Annotated in this window: 16 protein-coding genes; 1 reads left to right on the top strand and 15 read right to left on the bottom strand. The window is 73.0% G+C overall.

From position 1 onward, the window contains the following. The gene (gene gltB / locus HS041_RS17615) at nucleotides 1–4527 is read right to left on the bottom strand and encodes a glutamate synthase large subunit (RefSeq protein WP_196441752.1); all 4527 of its coding nucleotides are present in this window, start codon (nucleotides 4525–4527) and stop codon (nucleotides 1–3) included. A gap of 338 nt (nucleotides 4528–4865) precedes the next feature. On the opposite strand from gltB, the gene HS041_RS17610 reads away from it, so the two are divergent. After that, nucleotides 4866–6431, top strand: a complete 1566-nt coding sequence (locus tag HS041_RS17610) for a bis-aminopropyl spermidine synthase family protein (RefSeq protein WP_196441751.1) — start codon at nucleotides 4866–4868, stop codon at nucleotides 6429–6431. On the opposite strand, the gene HS041_RS17605 is transcribed toward HS041_RS17610, so the two are convergent. The 14 genes from HS041_RS17605 to HS041_RS17540 form a co-directional block, all read right to left on the bottom strand. After that, nucleotides 6400–7017: a hypothetical protein gene (locus HS041_RS17605; RefSeq protein WP_196441750.1), complete on the bottom strand. Its 618-nt coding sequence runs from the start codon at nucleotides 7015–7017 to the stop codon at nucleotides 6400–6402. The genes HS041_RS17610 and HS041_RS17605 overlap by 32 nt on opposite strands. Before the next feature lie 73 nt (nucleotides 7018–7090). Further along, the gene (locus HS041_RS17600; protein ID WP_196441749.1) at nucleotides 7091–8182 is read right to left on the bottom strand and encodes a hypothetical protein; all 1092 of its coding nucleotides are present in this window, start codon (nucleotides 8180–8182) and stop codon (nucleotides 7091–7093) included. Beyond that, a complete protein-coding gene (locus tag HS041_RS17595) occupies nucleotides 8179–8898 on the bottom strand; it encodes a VIT1/CCC1 transporter family protein (protein ID WP_196441748.1) in 720 nt (239 codons plus the stop codon). The genes HS041_RS17600 and HS041_RS17595 overlap by 4 nt, the downstream gene beginning before the upstream one ends. Beyond that, on the bottom strand, nucleotides 8895–10043 hold the full coding sequence (gene lgt / locus HS041_RS17590; RefSeq protein WP_307845343.1) for a prolipoprotein diacylglyceryl transferase: 1149 nt from the start codon (nucleotides 10041–10043) through the stop codon (nucleotides 8895–8897). The genes HS041_RS17595 and lgt overlap by 4 nt, the downstream gene beginning before the upstream one ends. Before the next feature lie 80 nt (nucleotides 10044–10123). Continuing rightward, nucleotides 10124–10888 carry a DsbA family protein gene (locus HS041_RS17585; RefSeq protein ID WP_196441746.1) on the bottom strand — a complete coding sequence of 255 codons (765 nt, stop codon included), beginning with the start codon at nucleotides 10886–10888 and terminating at the stop codon, nucleotides 10124–10126. Then, nucleotides 10888–11403, bottom strand: a complete 516-nt coding sequence (locus HS041_RS17580) for a MauE/DoxX family redox-associated membrane protein (RefSeq protein WP_307845342.1) — start codon at nucleotides 11401–11403, stop codon at nucleotides 10888–10890. The genes HS041_RS17585 and HS041_RS17580 overlap by 1 nt, the downstream gene beginning before the upstream one ends. Nucleotides 11404–11751: 348 nt before the next feature. Then, nucleotides 11752–12546: a tryptophan synthase subunit alpha gene (gene trpA / locus HS041_RS17575; protein ID WP_196441744.1), complete on the bottom strand. Its 795-nt coding sequence runs from the start codon at nucleotides 12544–12546 to the stop codon at nucleotides 11752–11754. Nucleotides 12547–12619: 73 nt separating this feature from the next. Beyond that, nucleotides 12620–13825 carry a tryptophan synthase subunit beta gene (trpB, locus tag HS041_RS17570; RefSeq protein WP_196442556.1) on the bottom strand — a complete coding sequence of 402 codons (1206 nt, stop codon included), beginning with the start codon at nucleotides 13823–13825 and terminating at the stop codon, nucleotides 12620–12622. 44 nt (nucleotides 13826–13869) lie between these two features. Then, entirely contained in the window at nucleotides 13870–14679 is an 810-nt protein-coding gene (gene trpC / locus HS041_RS17565; protein WP_196441743.1) for an indole-3-glycerol phosphate synthase TrpC, read from the bottom strand. A 168-nt stretch (nucleotides 14680–14847) separates the two neighbouring features. After that, the gene (locus HS041_RS17560; protein WP_307845341.1) at nucleotides 14848–15300 is read right to left on the bottom strand and encodes a DUF2752 domain-containing protein; all 453 of its coding nucleotides are present in this window, start codon (nucleotides 15298–15300) and stop codon (nucleotides 14848–14850) included. A 64-nt stretch (nucleotides 15301–15364) separates the two neighbouring features. After that, the gene (locus tag HS041_RS17555; protein WP_196441742.1) at nucleotides 15365–15763 is read right to left on the bottom strand and encodes a DUF4190 domain-containing protein; all 399 of its coding nucleotides are present in this window, start codon (nucleotides 15761–15763) and stop codon (nucleotides 15365–15367) included. A gap of 207 nt (nucleotides 15764–15970) precedes the next feature. Further along, nucleotides 15971–16642: a TIGR02234 family membrane protein gene (locus HS041_RS17550; protein ID WP_196441741.1), complete on the bottom strand. Its 672-nt coding sequence runs from the start codon at nucleotides 16640–16642 to the stop codon at nucleotides 15971–15973. Beyond that, nucleotides 16639–16986, bottom strand: coding sequence for a phosphoribosyl-AMP cyclohydrolase (hisI, locus tag HS041_RS17545; protein ID WP_196441740.1), 348 nt, complete (start codon nucleotides 16984–16986; stop codon nucleotides 16639–16641). The genes HS041_RS17550 and hisI overlap by 4 nt, the downstream gene beginning before the upstream one ends. After that, the gene (locus HS041_RS17540) at nucleotides 16976–17767 is read right to left on the bottom strand and encodes a cache domain-containing protein (RefSeq protein WP_196441739.1); all 792 of its coding nucleotides are present in this window, start codon (nucleotides 17765–17767) and stop codon (nucleotides 16976–16978) included. The genes hisI and HS041_RS17540 overlap by 11 nt, the downstream gene beginning before the upstream one ends. Between the last annotated feature and the right edge of the window lie 30 nt (nucleotides 17768–17797).

Below are 17797 nucleotides of genomic sequence, written 5' to 3'. Positions count from 1 at the left end.
CTATCCCTGGACCGCGGCGGTCATGACCGCCTCGTCGATGTCCCTGCCTTCGAGCCGCGCCGTCTCGGCGGCCTTCAAGACCCGCTTGTAGTCGGTCGGCATGATCTTCCCGAACCGGGACGGGTCCCAGTCGGCGAGCAGTTCCTTGGCGACCGTGGAACCGGTCTCCGCCAGGTGCGTCTCGATGATCTTCCGGAGCTCTTCGGAGTCGTCCTCGCTCAGCGCCTCGATCTCCACCATCTCGCGGTTGACCCGTGCCGGGTCGAGGTCGAGCAGGTAGGCGACGCCGCCGGACATGCCGGCCGCGAAGTTGCGGCCGGTCGGGCCGAGGACGACGACCCTGCCACCGGTCATGTACTCGCAGCCGTGGTCGCCGACGCCCTCGACGACCGCGGTGGCGCCGGAGTTGCGGACGCAGAACCGCTCGCCCATGACACCGCGGACGTACACCTCGCCGGAGGTCGCGCCGTACAGGCCGACGTTGCCGGCGATGATGTGGCCCTCCAGGGAGGCCTGCTCGTGCGGGCGGAGGGTGATCCGGCCGCCGGACAGGCCCTTGGCGAGATAGTCGTTGGCGTCGCCGGTCAGCCGGAGGGTGATGCCCCTGGGCACGAAGGCGCCGAAGGAGTTGCCGGCCGAGCCGGTGAAGCGCACGTCGATGGTGTCGTCGGGCAGACCGGCGCCGCCGTACCGCTTGGTCACCTCGTGGCCGAGCATGGTGCCGACCGTGCGGTTGACGTTGCGGATGGGCAGTTCCAGGGTGACCCGGCGGCCCTCGTTGAGGGCGCCCTCGGCGAGCTGGATCAGGGTGTTGTCCAGGGCCGCGGCCAGGCCGTGGTCCTGGGCGACGGTACGGCGCAGCGCCGCGCCGGCGGGCAGCTCGGGCCGGTGCAGGATGGGCGAGAGGTCGAGGCCGGCGGCCTTCCAGTGGTTCTCGGCCGAGGTGGTGTCGAGCAGCTCGGCGTGGCCGATGGCCTCGTCCAGGGAGCGGAAGCCCAGCTGGGCGAGGTACTCGCGGATCTCCTCGGCGATGAACTCGAAGAAGTTGACCACGAACTCGGGCTTGCCGCTGAAGCGCTTGCGCAGCTCGGGGTTCTGCGTGGCGACGCCGACCGGGCAGGTGTCGAGGTGGCAGACGCGCATCATGACGCAGCCGGAGACGATCAGCGGAGCGGTGGCGAAGCCGTACTCCTCGGCGCCGAGCAGCGCGGCGATGACCACGTCGCGGCCGGTCTTGAGCTGGCCGTCGACCTGGACGGTGATCCGGTCGCGCAGGCCGTTGAGCAGCAGCGTCTGCTGGGTTTCGGCCAGGCCGAGCTCCCAGGGGGCGCCGGCGTGCTTGAGCGAGGTCAGCGGGGAGGCGCCGGTGCCGCCGTCGTGACCGGAGATGAGCACGACGTCGGCGTGGGCCTTGCTGACGCCCGCCGCGACCGTGCCGACGCCGACCTCGGCCACGAGCTTGACGTGCACGCGGGAGACGGGGTTGGCGTTCTTCAGGTCGTGGATGAGCTGGGCGAGGTCCTCGATGGAGTAGATGTCGTGGTGCGGCGGGGGTGAGATGAGGCCGACGCCGGGGGTGGAGTGCCGGGTCTTGGCGATCCACGGGTAGACCTTGTGGCCGGGCAGTTGCCCGCCCTCGCCGGGCTTGGCGCCCTGGGCCATCTTGATCTGCAGGTCGTCGGCGTTGACGAGGTACTCGCTGGTGACGCCGAAGCGGCCGGAGGCCACCTGCTTGATGGCCGAGCGTCGCGCCGGGTCGTAGAGCCGCTCGGGGTCCTCGCCGCCCTCGCCGGTGTTGGACTTGCCGCCCAGCCGGTTCATGGCGATCGCGAGGGTCTCGTGCGCCTCCATGGAGATGGAGCCGTAGGACATGGCGCCGGTGGAGAACCGCTTGACGATCTCGCTGACCGGCTCGACCTCGTCGATGGAGATGGGCTCGCGGACGCCGTCGCGGAACGTGAACAGGCCGCGCAGCGTCATCAGCTTCTCCGCCTGGGAGTCCACGAGGCTCGTGTACTCCTTGAAGATCTCGTAGCGGCGGGTGCGGGTGGCGTGCTGCAGCTTGAAGACGGTCTCGGGGTTGAACAGGTGCGGCTCGCCCTCGCGGCGCCACTGGTACTCGCCGCCGACCTCCAGTCGGCGGTGGGCGTTGGCGGCGCGCGGGTAGGCGCGGCGGTGCCGCTCGGCGGTCTCGCGCGCCAGGACGTCGAAGCCGACGCCGCCCAGGCGGGAGGTGGTCCCGGCGAAGCAGGTGTCGACGACCTCCTGGCCGAGCCCGAGCGCCTCGAAGATCTGCGCGCCGGTGTAGGAGGCGACGGTGGACACGCCCATCTTGGACATGACCTTCAGCACGCCCTTGCCGTACGCCTTGATGAGGTTGCGCACGGCCTTGTACCGGTCGACGGCCAGGACCCCGGAGTCGACCATGTCCTCGACGGTCTCGATGGCGAGGTAGGGGTTGACCGCGCCGGCGCCGTAGCCGATGAGCAGGGCCATGTGGTGGCACTCGCGGGCGTCGCCGGCCTCGATCACCAGGCCGACACGGGTGCGGGTCTTCTCGGCGATGAGGTGGTGGTGGACCGCGCCGGTGAGCATCAGCGACGGGATCGGGGCGAGCACGTCGGAGGAGCCGCGGTCGGAGAGCACGATGATGCGCGCTCCGTTCGCGATGGCCTCCGAGACCTCGGCGCGGATCTCCTCCAGGCGGCGCAGCAGGGCCTCGCCGCCGCCGCCGACCTCGTACAGGCCGGAGACGACGTGCGGCTGGAAGCCGGGGAGCGCGCCCTCGTCGTTGATGTGGATGATCTTGGCGAGCTCGTCGTTGTCGATCACCGGGTACGGCAGGACCAGCTGGCGGCAGGAGGCCGGGCCCGGGTCGAGCAGGTTGCCCTCGGGGCCGAGGGTGCTGGCCAGGGAGGTGACGAGCTCCTCGCGGATGGCGTCCAGCGGCGGGTTGGTGACCTGCGCGAACAGCTGGCTGAAGTAGTCGAACAGCAGCCGGGGCTTCTCGCTGAGCACGGCGACGGGGGTGTCGGTGCCCATCGAGCCGATCGGCTCGGCGCCGGTCTTGGCCATCGGCGCGAGGATGATCCGCAGCTCCTCCTCGGTGTAGCCGAAGGTCTGCTGCCGCTTGACCAGGGCCTCGCGGGTGGCGCCCTCGACGCCGTCGGGCAGGACGCCGCGGGTGCGGGCGGGCAGTTCCTCGAAGCGGACCAGCCCGGCGTGCAGCCACTCGGCGTAGGGCAGTTCGGCGGCGAGCTCGGACTTGATCTCGTCGTCCTCGATGATCTTGCCGCGGGCGGTGTCGATCAGGAACATCCTGCCGGGCTGCAGGCGGCCCTTGCGGACCACGCGCTCGGGGGCGATGTCGAGCACGCCGGCCTCGGAGCCCAGGACGACGAGGCCGTCGTCGGTGACCCAGAAGCGGCCGGGGCGCAGGCCGTTGCGGTCGAGGACCGCGCCGACGAGGGTGCCGTCGGAGAAGCTGATGGAGGCCGGGCCGTCCCAGGCCTCCATCAGGGAGGCGTGGAACTCGTAGAACGCCCGCCGCGCGGGGTCCATCTCGGTGTGGTTCTCCCACGCCTCGGGGATCATCATCAGCACCGCGTGCGGCAGCGAGCGCCCGGCGAGGTGGAGCAGCTCCAGCGCCTCGTCGAAGGAGCCGGTGTCGGAGCTGTCGGGGTCGCAGATCGGGAACAGCCGCGACAGGTCGCCGGGGATGTTCGCGGTGGCCAGCATGGCCTCGCGGGCGCGCATCCAGTTGCGGTTGCCCTTGACCGTGTTGATCTCGCCGTTGTGGGCGACGTACCGGTACGGGTGCGCCAGTGGCCACGACGGGAAGGTGTTGGTGGAGAAGCGCGAGTGGACCAGCGCGATCGCGGTCTCGTAGCGCTCGTCGCTCAGGTCGGGGAAGAACGGCTCGACCTGGCCGGGGGTGAGCATGCCCTTGTAGACGATGGTCCGGCTGGACAGCGAGGGGAAGTAGACGTCCACCTCGTGCTCGGCCCGCTTGCGCAGGCAGAAGGCCAGCCGGTCGAGGGCCAGGCCCGTCTCGCCGCCCGGGGAGGCGACGAAGAGCTGGCGGAAGAAGGGCATCACGGCGCGGGCGCTCGGCCCGGGCAGCGCGCGGTCGACCGGGACGTCGCGCCAGCCGAGGACGGTCAGGCCCTCTTCCGCGGCGATCTCCTCGATCATCCGCACCGCGATCTCGCGGGCCTCGGAGTCGGAGGCCAGGAAGGCCGTGCCGGCGGCGTAGGCGCCCGCGGCGGGCAGCGGGAAGTCCACCACCGCGCGGAGGAAGGCATCGGGGATCTGCGTCAGGATGCCGGCGCCGTCGCCGGTGTCCGGTTCGCTACCCTGGGCCCCCCGGTGGTCGAGATTGCACAGTGCCGTCAGAGCCTTCGCAACGATGTCGTGGCCGCGTCGTCCGGCCACGTCGGCGACCATGGCGACACCGCAGGCGTCATGCTCGTGCGAAGGGTGGTAGAGGCCCTGGGGCTCGGGAAAGCCGAGGCGGGCAGCAGGCATTGAATCCCTCCCGTCGTCTTCTGCTTCATCTGGACAAGCAAAGGGACGACGTTGGCCCTGCTGCGTGGTGTGTAGACATTACCGTACCCCGCCGGAAACCTGCCTACCCGGCCCCTATCGCAGCTATTTGATGCTGGTTCATCCCATTCGCCTAACGGGGCCTTCGGGAAGGGTATTCCAGCTGGTCACGTGAGGCAGGTCATGCTCCGGAGAATCTCGGTCCCGCCCGCCCCTCGGCGGCCCGCCACGCCGCCGCGGCCCGCCCGCCCCGGCCGGCGGATCCCAGGCGCGACCGCGGTGGCCGGTCACCGCGCGGCCGTTCCCCTAGGGTTGGGCTCATGAACGGGATCGAGGAGCTGCTCGGGCAGGCCGGGGTGGACGGCAGGCGGCTGCGGACGGCACTGGCCCTGCTGGGCGGCGGACGGTGGTGGACGCTGGCCGAGCTGGTCCGTGAGACGGCGACCTCGCGGCGGGCGATCGAGGCCCTGCTGCGGGTGGCCGAGCTGGAGCGCTCCGGTGACCGGTTCCGGCTCCGCGAGCCGCTGCCCGGCCTGCCCGGTCCGGCGGCCGGGGCCCCGGCCGACCCGGTGGCGCACCTGCTCGGCGAGCACGCCGAGCTGCTGTCCCGGATGGAGGAGCTGGTCGCCAAGGCGCCCCGGGGCCGCCAGGCACTGGACCACGTGGCCGCGACGGCCGAGACCGTGCTCCGGCGCGCACTGCTGATGGAGACGCGGTTCTGGCTGCCCGGGGCCCGGCTGCTGTGCGTGGGCGACCACGACCTGACCTCGCTGGCCACGGCGATGCTGCAGCCGCACGCCGAGGTCGCCGTGGTGGACGTCGACGAGCGCATCCTCGCCTACATCGCCGAGCAGGCCGCCCGGTTCGGGCTGAACGTCCGGACCCGCTGGGCCGACCTGCGGCTGGGCCTGCCCGCGTCGGTTCGGGGCTGGGCCGACCTGGCGATCACCGACCCGCCGTACACACCGGAGGGCGTCGGGTTGTTCACCGCCCGCGCGGCGGAGGGGATCGGGGACCGCGAGCGGGGGCGGATCCTGCTGGCGTACGGCGCCGGCGAGCACACCCCGGCGCTGGCGCTGAAGGTCCAGCACGAGCTGGGCCGCCTCAACCTGGTCAGCGAGGCGATCTACCCCGACTTCAACCGCTACCTCGGTGCCGAGGCCATCGGTTCGGCGGCCGACCTCTACCTCCTGCGCCCCACCACCAAGACCTGGCCCGCCGTCGCCGCCCGCGTCGACGCGCTCGGCACCGCCATCTACACCCACGGCCCCCAGTCCGTCGAGTCCCGTCCCGCCGCCCCGCACGCCGCGCCCGGCGAGGAGGAGGGGGACGGGTTCAGTCCGGCGGTGCTGGTGGGCGAGTGGCCGCGGGAGGTGCTGCCGAAGGTGCCGCGGGCCCGGCTGTCGACCTGGCTCGCCAAACCGTACGCCGCCGACCCCGCGCAGGTCGCGATCGCCGTGCCGGCCGGGCTGGAGGCCGCGCTCCCCCGCCTGCTCCTGGCCACCCGCGCCCGGCAGGTCCGGGTCACCCTCGCAGCACCGCCCCGGGACCTGCCCGCCGGGCTCCTGTCCCCCGTCTACGACCTGTCCGTCAGCCAGACGACGGTCCACGCCGTACGGCGGGCGCTTCCCGGGGCGGACGGGGACCGGGTGCTCCGCCGCGTCCTCGACAACGCCCACGGCAAGCTCGCCAACATCTGGCGGGAGGCGCTCATCGGGGTCCGCGGCGAGCTGACCAAGAAGCAGGCCAGGGCGGTCATCGCGGAGATCGCCCCCTGGGCGGAGGACGTCACCGTCCTGGAGCTGCCCGCCCACCGCCTGGCGGAGCTGCCCGCCGCGGTGGCGCGCTCCCTGGCTAGACCAGCCGCTTCTGGATCGCCAGGCTGAGGCTGTCGACCGCCAGCTGCGGATGGGTCAGGTCCACCCGTCCGCCGGCGCCCACGGGGGCGACCCAGCTCACGGTGGCGTAGTGACCCAGCGCTCGGGCCTGCGCCCAGCTCCGGGAGGCGTCGAAGCCCTCGGGCGTGCCGGGCGCGGGCCGTACGAACCCGCCGTCCTTCAGCGCCGCGACGAACCTGTCGGCGGCGGCGGAGTCGGCCAGGTTGACGATGAGGAACTGTCCCCAGACCCGTCCGTCCGAGGTCAGGTAGTGGGCGCGCATCGCCTGGCTGCACCCGGCGACGGCGGACTGCGCGCCGCCCCATACGGCCTCGGCGCAGTCGGTCAGGACCTCGGTGCCCTTGCTCACCATGGTGGTCTCGCCGGAGGTGACCGAGTCCCCGGGGAAGATCTCGGCGACGGTCAGCGGCTCGGGGTCGAGCGCGCGGGTGGCGATCGGCGCGTAGTGGCCGCTGCTCGGCTGACTCCGGAAGGTGGCCGCGCGCGGGTCCTCGCGCCCGCCGGCCGACTGCCACCACAATGCCGCCGCCCCGGCGGCCACGAGCACGGCGACGACTGCGATCCACTTGCGCATGGGCACCGAGCCTACCGGGGCGGGCGCGGCAACCGGCGGCGATCCCACCGGCCGGGACGGCGGCGGGCGGCCGCTACGGGGCCGGGGTCTTGGGCGCGACCGCGACGACCCGGCGGAACACAGCCTTCTCCGGCCCTCTGACGGTCAGCGCCAGGGAGACGAAGTCGTCCTTGGCGTCAGGGTCGGCGCCGTCGGCCCGGCCGATCCAGACCAGCCCGGCGTAATGCCCCATGGCGTGGCCGCTGGCCTCGGTGTGCCCGCCGGCGGGGAAGACCGCCTGACCGGAGTCCAGCGCCAGCGGCCAGCCGCCCCTGTGCAGGGTGGTCAGAGAGGTCACGAGCGCGTCGGCGGAGGCGGTGTCGCGCAGGTTGAACAGGGTGTACTGGGCGACGTAGCGACCGTCGGCGCTGGTGTAGAGGCCCCGCAGGACCTGGGTGCACCCGCCCTGGGCGAGCCGGTCGGCCAGGGCCTGGCCCCACACCGCCGCCGCGCAGTCGGCGTCCAGCTTGGTCCCCGCCAGCTTCAGCGTGACCCGCCCCTCCTTCAGGGTCTTCTCCGCGAAGACGTCCTTCAGGGTCAGCGGATCGGGGTCGGCCGTGCGCTGCGCGATCGGCGCGAACACCTTCGAGGAGGCCCACCCCTTGTAGGTGTCGGGCCGGGGCTCGGTGCCGGTCGCCGAGGTCCCGGCCCGCTCCGGCACGAAGTCGTTGCCGATCGCGGAGACCACGAGCATGAACACGACCAAGGCGGCCACCGCCGCGATCACCGAGCCCCCTGCCACGACCAGCTTCTGCTGCCCCTGGGTCAGGCCGCGTTCCTCCAGCCAGGAGATGCTCCACTCCTGCGAGCGGGCGGAGCCCCGGCGCTTCGGGGACCTGGCGGCCGGGCGGCGATCCCGCGACCTGCCGGAGGCCGGCCGCTCCCGTGGAGCCCCCTCGGGGGCGGACCGTGCCCGGGAGCCGCCGGGGGCGGAACCGGGACGCTCCTGCCGTCCGCCGGAGGCGGGCTCGGGATGCTCCTGCCACTCCCCCGGTCCTGCGGGGGCCTGCTGGTCCTGCCACCCACCGGGGACGGAGGGCCGGCGTTCCTGGGGCCCTCCGGGGGCGGGACGCTCGGGGGACCTGGCCGGGGAGCGGCGGCGTCTGCGGGCGGGGGTGGCGGTCACAGTGCGGTCCCTCCCAGGAGGTTGCCCAGGGCGAAGGTCAGGGCCGCGGCGACCGCGCCCACGACGAGCTGGCGCAGCCCGCTGTACCACCAGCTGCGCGCGGTGACCCGGGAGACCAGCGCGCCGGCGCCGAACAGCGCCAGGCACGAGACCACCGCCGAGGTCACCAGGCCGGTGACCCCCAGCAGGTACGGCAGGAGCGGCAGGAAGGCGCCCGCGGCGAAGGACAGGAACGAGGAGACCGCCGCGGTCCGCGGCGAGGGCAGATCGCCGGGGGTGACACCGAGCTCGGCCCGGGAGTGCACCTCCAGGGCCTTCCTCGGGTTGCGGGAGATCTGCCGCGCGACCTCGGCGGCGAGGGCGGGCTCGACGCCCTGCTCCACGTACATCCTCGCGAGTTCCTCCTGCTCGGCCTCGGGGTGGCGCTGGAGCTCGCTCCGCTCGACGTCGATCTCGGCGAGGGCGAGCTCCCGCTGGCTGGCCACCGAGACGTACTCGCCTCCGGCCATGGAGAACGCGCCCGCCGCGAGCCCGGCCACCCCGGCCAGGGCGATCACGCCGGTGTCGTCGCTGCCTCCGGCGACGCCTGCGATCAGGGCGAAGTTCGAGACGAGCCCGTCCATCGCGCCGAACACCGAGGGACGCAGCCATCCGCCGTTGACGTCACGGTGCTGGTGATGGATCTCGACGCGCTCCTCCGGGCCGCCGTCGCTCACGACTTCCCTTTCTCCCCCTCGGCGGCCGCGCTCACCGTCCGCGGGGACGTGCCGTCCTCGCTCGCCGCGCTGTCCCGCTCGGGCTCGTCGGCCTGGTCGGCCGGGTGCGCGGGGTCGGCGGGCTCCGCACCGTCGGCGGCGGCCTCCTCGGGCTCGGGCGCGGCCGTCGTGCCGGACGGCTCCGCCGCGGTCTCCGCCCCGCCGCCCGTGGTCCCCTCGCCGGCGGTCGCCGAGTCCCCGCTCTCGGCGTCGGCCTGGTCGGCGGGATGCGCGGGATCCACCGGATCGTCGTCCTGCTCGCCGGCCGGACGGACCTCCGCGGCGGTTGCGGGCTCGGCGGCTTCTTCGGTTCCCGCGAGGGCCTCGCCGGTCTCCGCCGTGGCGCCCACCGACTCCTCGGTGGTCTTGTTGCGGGTCCACCAGAAGAAGGCGAGCGCCCCGATCAGCAGGACGATCGACGTCCACTGGTTGAGCCGCAGGCCGAGGATGTGGTGGGCGGTGTCGATGCGCAGGCCCTCGATCCAGAACCGGCCGACGGTGTAGCCCGCGACGTAGAGGGCGAACACGCGGCCGTGGCGCAGCGCGAACTTCCGTCCCGCCCAGATCAGCACGAAGGCCAGGGCCAGGTCCCAGATCGACTCGTACAGGAACGTGGGGTGGTAGGTGTCCTCGCCCGGGATGGTGCCGGGCTTGGTGGGGTCGATCTCCAGGCCCCACGGCAGGTCGGTCGGGCTGCCGAACAGCTCCTGGTTGAAGTAGTTGCCCCAGCGGCCGATGGCCTGGGCCACCGCGACGCCGGGGGCGACGGTGTCGGCCACCGCGGACAGGGAGATGCCCCGGCTCCGGCAGCCGAACCACACGCCCAGGGCGCCGAGCGCGATGGCCCCCCAGATGCCCAGCCCGCCGTTCCAGATGAACAGCGCCTCGATCGGCTCGTTGGGCGCGTCCTCGGCGAAGTAGAGCTGCCAGTCGGTGATGACGTGGTAGAGGCGCCCGCCGACCAGGCCGAACGGCACGGCCCAGACGGCGAGGTCCACGATGGTGCCCGGGGCGCCGCCTCGGGCGCGCCAGCGGCGCTCGCCCATGATGACGGCGACGACGACGCCGAGCACGATGCACAGTGCGTAGGCCCTGATGGGGACCACGTCGAATAGATGCCAGACCCCTTGGGACGGGCTGGGAATCGAGGCGAGGGGCATGTCAGGTGACGTTACCGTGTCCGAGGCTACTTCGCGGCATCAAGGATCGCCTGGCGGAGCTGCGCCGGGGCGAAGGCCACGTTGTTGTCGACCGCGGTGCCGTCGATCTTCAGGGTCGGGGTGCCCTCGATCTTGGCGGCCTCCAGTTTCTTGTCGCTGTCGGAGACGTGGGCGGCGGCGTGCTGCTGGTTCCGCACGCAGGCGGCGAAGTTCGGGTCGGTGATCCCGGCGTCCTCGCCCCAGGCGACCAGGTCGTCGAGCGCGAAGCCCTCGGCGGTCTCGGGGGGCTGCTCCTTGAAGAGCCTGTCGTGGTAGGTCATCCACGACGGTCCGGCGGGCACGCAGCGGGCCGCGGCCGCCCCGCGGACGGAGTTGCCCCGCGTGACGCCCTTGTTCATCTCCTGGGGGAAGATCGTGACGGTGTGGAAGACCACCTTGGCCTTGCCCTCGGCGGCCAGGTTCTTCAGCGTGGCGGCGCTGGTCTCCTCCAGCGCCTTGCACGCCGGGCACTGGAAGTCCTCGTAGACGTCCACGACGGGCTTGCCCACTCCCGGCTTGGCCATCACGACCGTGCCGTCGGCGGCCCGCGTGATCGGCGCGAGCGCCGTGGTGGTCTGCTCGGGCCGGCTGCTCTGCGCGGCGAACCACCAGCCCGCGCCGATGGCGGCGACCGCCACGACCGCCGCGGTCGTCATGGTCGCGACGCGCCTGGCCCGCTCCTTCTTGCGCTCCGCCTCGCGCTGCGCCTTGATCCGGTCCCGGGCCGACTGGTCCCGCGCGGCCTTGCCCATCAGTGGTCCTCCTCCTGCCGGGGCTCCTCGTCGTCGCCCTCGGTGTCGTCGTATTCGTCGGGCTCCTGGCTCGGGGTCAATCCGAGGACCGAGTCGAGCGCGAGCCGCCCCGGCGGGAACCAGGCGACGATCACGCCGAGCGCGAAGAGGCCGAAGTCCCGCAGGATGTCGATGAGATAGCTGGGCTCCTCGCCCGCCGCGAGCTGACCGCCGCCGCCGAAGCAGCCGCAGTCGATCCGCAGGCCGCGCGCCCAGGCGGAGGCGATGCCGATGACGAACGCCAGCATGAGCAGCGCGGAGACGATGCCCGCGACCCGGGTGAGCAGCCCGACGACCAGCAGCACCCCTATGACGATCTCCAGGATGGGCAGGCCGTATCCGACCGCCGTGGCGAGCGACTCGGGAAGCAGCTGGTACGCCTTGACCGCCTCGACCGACAGAACGGGGGTGCCGATCTTCCCGCCACCGGCGACGATCAGCACGGCCGCCAGGATCAGCCGCGAAACGGTCGTCACCCAGGGTAGCGCCGAACGCGGCTTCGAAGGCTCAGGCTTGTCAGAAGTCACGATGGTCATCGTCTCCTATTCCGCACCCCGGGCGCGGCGATTGCCCGCGGATGCGCCCGGTACCTGAGGAGAAGCCCATCATGATCGGGATAAGTGCCGGATAAGCCGCGCGGCGCCGGAGCCGCCGCGCCCGCGACCGGCCCGGCGGCAGGCCGGCACGGTGAGTGAGCACCGGGCCGGACACACCGCCGGGAGGAGCCTCCCGGACGGTCGGCTCCGGTGCGGCTTGGCGGCCGGTCCGGTGGAGCGGGCCGGGGAGGGCGGCGCGCCCGGCCGGGCGCGCCGGAGGACAGACGGTCAGGCGCGGACGCCCGCCGCCAGCTCGGCGCCCAGCTCGCGTACGGCCGCCAGGCCGGAGGCCTCGTCGGGGGCGTCCAGGATGCGGCGGATGAACGCCGAGCCCACGATGACGCCGTCGGCGTAGCCGGCCACCTCGGCGGCCTGCCTGCCGTTGCCGACGCCCAGCCCCACGCAGACCGGCAGGTCCGTATGGGCGCGGGTCCGCTCGACCAGGCCCTGTGCCGCCGAGCTGACCGAATCGCGGGCGCCGGTGACGCCCATCAGCGAGGCGGCGTAGACGAACCCGGTGCAGCAGTCGGCCACGGCCTGGATGCGCTCCTCGGTGGAGCTGGGGGCGACCAGGAAGACCGTGTCGATCCCGGCGTCGGCGCTGGCCTGCCGCCACGGACCGGACTCCTCCGGGGTCAGGTCCGGGGTGATGGTGCCCACCCCGCCCGCGTCGGCCAGGTCGCGGGCGAACCGCTCGGCCCCGTAGCGGTCGATCGGGTTCCAGTAGGTCATCACCAGGGTGGCGGCACCCGTCTTGGCCACGCCCTCGACCGTGCGCAGCACGTCGGCGATGCGGGTGCCGTTGGTCAGCGCCCGGTGCACGGCGTCCTGGATCGTCGGCCCGTCCATGAGCGGGTCGGAGTACGGCAGGCCGATCTCGATCACGTCGCACCCCGCCTCGACCATGGCGGTGGCGGCCGCGATCGCGCCGTCCTTGGTGGGGAATCCGGCGGGCAGGTAGCCGACGAGGGCGGCGCGCTCGTCCGCCTTCGCCTTGGCGAACACCGTCTGGAGAGTCGTCATTGTGTGTTCCGTTGCGGTTCGGGGCCTTCTCGATCCCCTCCGGCCCGGAGCAGGAGGGGAAGCGCGCCGGCTGTCAGAGGTTGAAGTACTTCATCGCGGTGCCCATGTCCTTGTCGCCCCGGCCCGAGAGGTTGACCAGGATGGTCGCCTCGGGGCCGAGCTCGCGGCCGAGCTTGAGGGCTCCGGCGAGCGCGTGCGAGGACTCGATCGCCGGGATGATGCCCTCGGTCCGGGCCAGCAGGGCGAAGGCCTCCATCGCCTCGGCGTCGGTGATGCCGTGGTAGGTGGCCCGGCCGCTGTCCTTGAGCCAGGCGTGCTCGGGGCCGACGCCGGGGTAGTCGAGACCGGCCGAGATGGAGTGGGACTCGATCGTCTGGCCCTCCTCGTCCTGCAGGACGTAGGTGCGCGAGCCGTGCAGCACGCCGACCGAGCCGGCCGTGAGGGTGAGGGCGTGCTCGCCCGTCTCCAGGCCCCGGCCACCGGCCTCGTAGCCGTGCAGCGCGACGTTCTGGTCGCCGATGAACGCGTGGAAGATCCCGATCGCGTTCGACCCGCCGCCGACGGCCGCGCAGACGGCGTCGGGCAGGGCGCCGGTCAGCTCCAGCATCTGGCGGCGGGCCTCGACGCCGATGATCCGGGCGAAGTCGCGGACGATCTCGGGGAACGGGTGCGGGCCCGCGATCGTGCCGAACAGGTAGTGGGTGCTGTCGACATTGGTGACCCAGTCGCGGAAGGCCTCGTTGATGGCGTCCTTGAGGGTCTTGCTGCCGTTGTGGACCGGGACCACGGTCGCGCCGAGCAGCTTCATCCGGGCCACGTTCAGGGCCTGGCGCTCGCAGTCGACGGCGCCCATGTAGATGACGCACTCCAGGCCCATCAGGGCCGCGGCGGTCGCGGTGGCCACGCCGTGCTGGCCCGCGCCGGTCTCGGCGATCACCCGCTTCTTGCCCAGGCGCTTGGTCAGCAGGGCCTGCCCGAGCACGTTGTTGATCTTGTGTGCGCCGGTGTGGGTCAGGTCCTCGCGCTTGAGGATGATGCGGGCCCCGCCCGCCTGCTCGGCGAAGCGCGGCACCTCGGTGAGCGTGGTCGGACGGCCGGCGTAGGTGCGCAGCAGGTGGTCGAACTCGCGCAGGAACGCCACGTCGTTCCTGGCGCGGTCGTACTCGGCCGCGACCTCGTCCAGCGCCGGGATGAGCGCCTCGGGCACGTAGCGGCCGCCGAAGATCCCGAACTTGCCGTGCACATCCGGATCGTCGCCGTGCACGCCGTTTCCGGCCAGGTCCGCGGCGGTGAGGAGGGTTCCCTCTGTCGGTGTCACTTGTCTCACTGTCCCTCGGGTCGGGATGCGGGGTGGGCTCCGGCGGTCACCAGGTCCACCACGGCGGCGCGCGGGTCCTTGCCGGTGACCAGGCTCTCGCCGACCAGGACGGCGTCGGCGCCGGCCCTGGCGTAGGCGAGCAGGTCGTGGGGGCCGCGCACGCCCGACTCGGCGATCTTGATGATGCCCTCGGGGATCTTCGGGACCAGCGCGGCGAACACCTCGCGGTCCACCTCAAGGGTCTTGAGGTTCCGCGCGTTGATGCCGATGATCTTCGCTCCGGCGTCGAGCGCCCGGTCGAGCTCCTCGGCGGTGTGCACCTCCACCAGCGGGGCCAGCCCGATCGACTCGGCCCGCTCGATGAGCGAGACCAGCGCGTTCTGATCCAGCGCGGCCACGATCAGCAGCGCGAGGTCGGCGCCGTAGGCGCGGGCCTCCCAGAGCTGGTAGGAGGTGACGATGAAGTCCTTGCGCAGCACCGGGATGTCGACGACCGCGCGCACCGCGGCCAGGTCGTCGAGGCTGCCGCCGAAACGGCGCTTCTCGGTCAGCACGCTGATGACGTGCGCGCCGCCGGCCTCGTAGTCGGCGGCGAGGGCCGCGGGGTCGGCGATCGCGGCCAGCGCCCCCTTGGACGGGCTGGAACGCTTCACCTCGGCGATGACCGCCACCTGGTCTCCGCCCAGCGCCTTGTAGGCGTCCCGGGGAGCGGGCGCGCGCTCGGCGCGCTCCTTCAGCTCGGCCAGCGAGACGGTCCGCTGCCGGTCCGCCAGGTCGGCGCGGACCCCGTCGATGATGTCGTCAAGAACGCTCATTTGCCCTCCTCGCGAAGCTCGTCGATCAAGTTCGCGAACACCGCCGTGTCCGCGGTCCGCTCGCTCCGCTCGCCCACGAGTAGGTCCCTCCCGATCGATTGCCCTTGTCCCGCCGATGCTATCGGCCTGACCGAGGTCACTCGGCCGTGGGGTGAGACATGTCGCGCCCTACGGGGCCAGGAATCGTCCGGGAGGGAGGTTGCGCACCACCCAGAAAACGACCGTCACCGCCAGCAGGATCCACGCGTGCGCCGGTCGTACGGCCCCGCCCGCGAACGGTTCCCCCCGCCAGGACCGCAGCGCCCAGCGCCCCCACAGGAAGATCATGAGCGGGACGGCCGCGACCAGGAGCGGGTTCAGCTCCAGAGCCGTGACCGGGTCGCCGTGGGCGAGCGCGTGCACGGCCCGCAGGCCGCCGCAGCCGGGGCAGTGGAGACCGGTCAGCACGAGGAACGGGCAGGAGGGGTAGTGGCCGGGCTCGTTCGGGTCCACCGCGCCCACGAAGGCCACCGCGGCCCCCGCCGCCACCGCCGCACCGGCCGGGGCCGGCATGCTCCGCCACCGGGGCCGCCTCGCCGAGGCCTCCCCCGTCACCGCCCGCGCACCGCGACGACCTGCCACGCGGCCACGATACCCGGCGGGAGGGGAGCCCGCCCGTCCGGAGGAGCGCCGGTCACAGCTCGGCTCAGAACGCGACGCCCGAGTTCGCGGCGACCTCCAGCCCCCACCAGCCGAGCATCACCGCGAAGCCGAGGAGGAGCAGCCAGCCGAAGATGCCGAAGTAGGACAGGATCAGGCCGGCGACGCCCGCGCCGCGGCCCTCCTCGCCCGTCCGCTTGATCTGGCTCAGCGAGATGTGGCCGAGCACGATGCCCACGACCGAGGCGAGCCCGCAGGTGAAGAGCCCGACGATGCCCATGATCAGCGAGGCGATGGCCATCCCGTTGTTGCCACGGGGCGGCTGGGGGCCGTAGCCGTACGGGTCGTAGCCGCCGCCGGGACCGTAGTCTCCGGGGCCTTTGGGAGGTCCGTAGCCGCCCCCGGGCGGTGGCCCGTACCCACCCGGCTGATTGCCATAACTCATGATAAATCCCCTTTTATACGAGATGCGGGCCGCAGCTTAGCGACAACTTGTCTCCCCCGAAGATCTACTGCCGCTCCGTGGGCAAGTTGTGACCACCATAAAACGGAGATGGCAGGCATATAACTGATATGCCTGCCATCTCCCGGAACGGTCCCGCCCCCGAACGGCCCCGCGCGGCGGACGCCCCGCGGACGTGCGCGGGGCGTCTCACCGGTCCTGCCGGAACCCGTCCCGCCCGGCCGCAGGATCGGCCTCGGAAGCGGCCTCAGAAGCGGCTCCGGAATCGGCGGTGGGGTCGGCGCCCCGGTCGAGCGCGTCCCACAGCGCCCGGTCGGTCACCGGCCCCGTGGCGGGCCCGCCCGCCGTACCGGACTCCGGCCCCCGGCGGTCGTACCGGGCGGACATGCTCGGCCACCGGCCACCCCGCAGCACGACCGTCACCCCCGCGGCCAGCAGGACCAGCCCGCCCGCCGCGGCGGCCAGCGGCCAGCCCCAGTGGACCGCCGCCGAGAAGGAGTCCGCGTCCGCGGCCGCCGCACCGGTCAGCTTCTCGGCGCGGGCCCCGGCGAGCGTCGCCGGGCTCGCCCCGGACCAGACTCCGGCGACCGCCCCCAGCCCGCACAGCGCGACCACCGCGCCGACGGCCCGGCGCGGCCACCCGCGCGTGGCGAGCACCGCGACCACCGCCGCGAGCGCGGCCAGCGCCACCGGGCCCAGGAAGGGCGCGAGCTCGGAGCCGGCCAGCGGGACCGGCTCGGCGCCGCCGCCCGCCCCGCCGGGGTCGAGGGCGGCCCAGTCACGCCCGGCGGCCAGGAGCACCAGCCCGGCGCCCGCCACGCACGCGAGCACCCAGGCTCCCAGCTCCCGCCGGGCGTTCACGCCGGGGCCACCGTGAGCTCGTCGGCGTCGAAGCAGGTCCGGTCGCCGGTGTGGCAGGCCGCGCCGACCTGGTCGACCTTGAGCAGGATCGTGTCGCCGTCGCAGTCCAGAGCCACCGACTTGACGTGCTGGGCGTGGCCGGAGGTCTCGCCCTTCACCCAGTAGGAGGCCCGGCTGCGCGACCAGTAGGTGGCCCGGCCGGTGGTGAGCGTGCGGTGCAGGGCCTCGTCGTTCATCCAGGCGAGCATCAGCACCTCGCCGGTGTCGTACTGCTGGACGATGGCGGGCACCAGCCCGTCGGCGGTGCGCTTCAGCCGGGCCGCGATGGCGAGGTCAAGGGACATGCGGCAATTGTGCCGCAACCAGGGCGAGGGGCAGGTCCCGGCACGGGTGCGCCGCCATGCCGGGGGCTCCCCGGAAGACCGACCCGGCCAGGTGCCTGGCCGTGGTGGAGGCCACCACCCTGCCCTGCCGGTTGACCAGGAACGCCGGGCCGGGCACCCTGCGCAGCACCGGCAGCACCGCGACCTCGAAGCGGCGCACGAACACGTCGGCCGCGGCGACCCCGATGAACTCCCCCTCCCTGCGCACCGGCACCGAGAGGGTCAGCGAGTATTCGTCGGTGCACAGGAAGTCCACGTACGGCCCGGCGAGCGTGTGCTCCTCGCCGGAGCGCGGGCCGGCGAACCAGTCCCAGTGCGAGTAGTCGTAGAACGCGCTGCTGGCCGGGTCCATGTCCCTGACCAGGCGGACGGGGCCGCCCGAAGGGTTCTCCTGCCACCATTCGAGGTACCACGGCGCGTCGGCGAGCAGGCCGGGGGCGGCGATGAAGCCGATGCCGGAGATCAGGCCCCCCAGGCGGGGCAGGAGCAGCGGGCGGAGCCCTGCCAGGTCGCCGCTGACCGGCGCCGGGCCCACGGTCGCGAGCACGGCGTCGCGCACCTGGTGGAGCTCGCCGAAGACGCCCTCCACGATCTCCCCGACCGTCCCGGCCGCCTCCCCGACCGTCCCGGCCGCCGTGCCCGCCGTCTCGGCGGCCGCCACGCCACCGGCGGCCGGGACGGTCACCGAACCCCGCACCGCATCGCTCACCGCGCCCGCCGGCAGCGTCCGGAACTCACCCACGTCGACCCACCGCCCTAGACCCGCTGATGC

The sequence above is a fragment of the Planomonospora sp. ID67723 genome, assembly GCF_015711605.1.
Classification (GTDB): domain Bacteria; phylum Actinomycetota; class Actinomycetes; order Streptosporangiales; family Streptosporangiaceae; genus Planomonospora_A.
The sequence above is the reverse complement of the archived record's forward strand: the minus strand, read 5'-3'. Positions and strand labels throughout refer to the sequence as shown.

Coding starts and splice junctions, on each gene's coding strand:
- gltB (WP_196441752.1), bottom strand. CDS start 4,527: ATGCCTGCTGCCCGCCTCGGCTTTCCCGAGCCCCAGGGCCTCTACCAC.
- HS041_RS17610 (WP_196441751.1), top strand. CDS start 4,866: ATGAACGGGATCGAGGAGCTGCTCGGGCAGGCCGGGGTGGACGGCAGG.
- HS041_RS17605 (WP_196441750.1), bottom strand. CDS start 7,017: ATGCGCAAGTGGATCGCAGTCGTCGCCGTGCTCGTGGCCGCCGGGGCG.
- HS041_RS17585 (WP_196441746.1), bottom strand. CDS start 10,888: ATGGGCAAGGCCGCGCGGGACCAGTCGGCCCGGGACCGGATCAAGGCG.
- trpA (WP_196441744.1), bottom strand. CDS start 12,546: ATGACGACTCTCCAGACGGTGTTCGCCAAGGCGAAGGCGGACGAGCGC.
- trpC (WP_196441743.1), bottom strand. CDS start 14,679: ATGAGCGTTCTTGACGACATCATCGACGGGGTCCGCGCCGACCTGGCG.
- HS041_RS17555 (WP_196441742.1), bottom strand. CDS start 15,763: ATGAGTTATGGCAATCAGCCGGGTGGGTACGGGCCACCGCCCGGGGGC.
- hisI (WP_196441740.1), bottom strand. CDS start 16,986: ATGTCCCTTGACCTCGCCATCGCGGCCCGGCTGAAGCGCACCGCCGAC.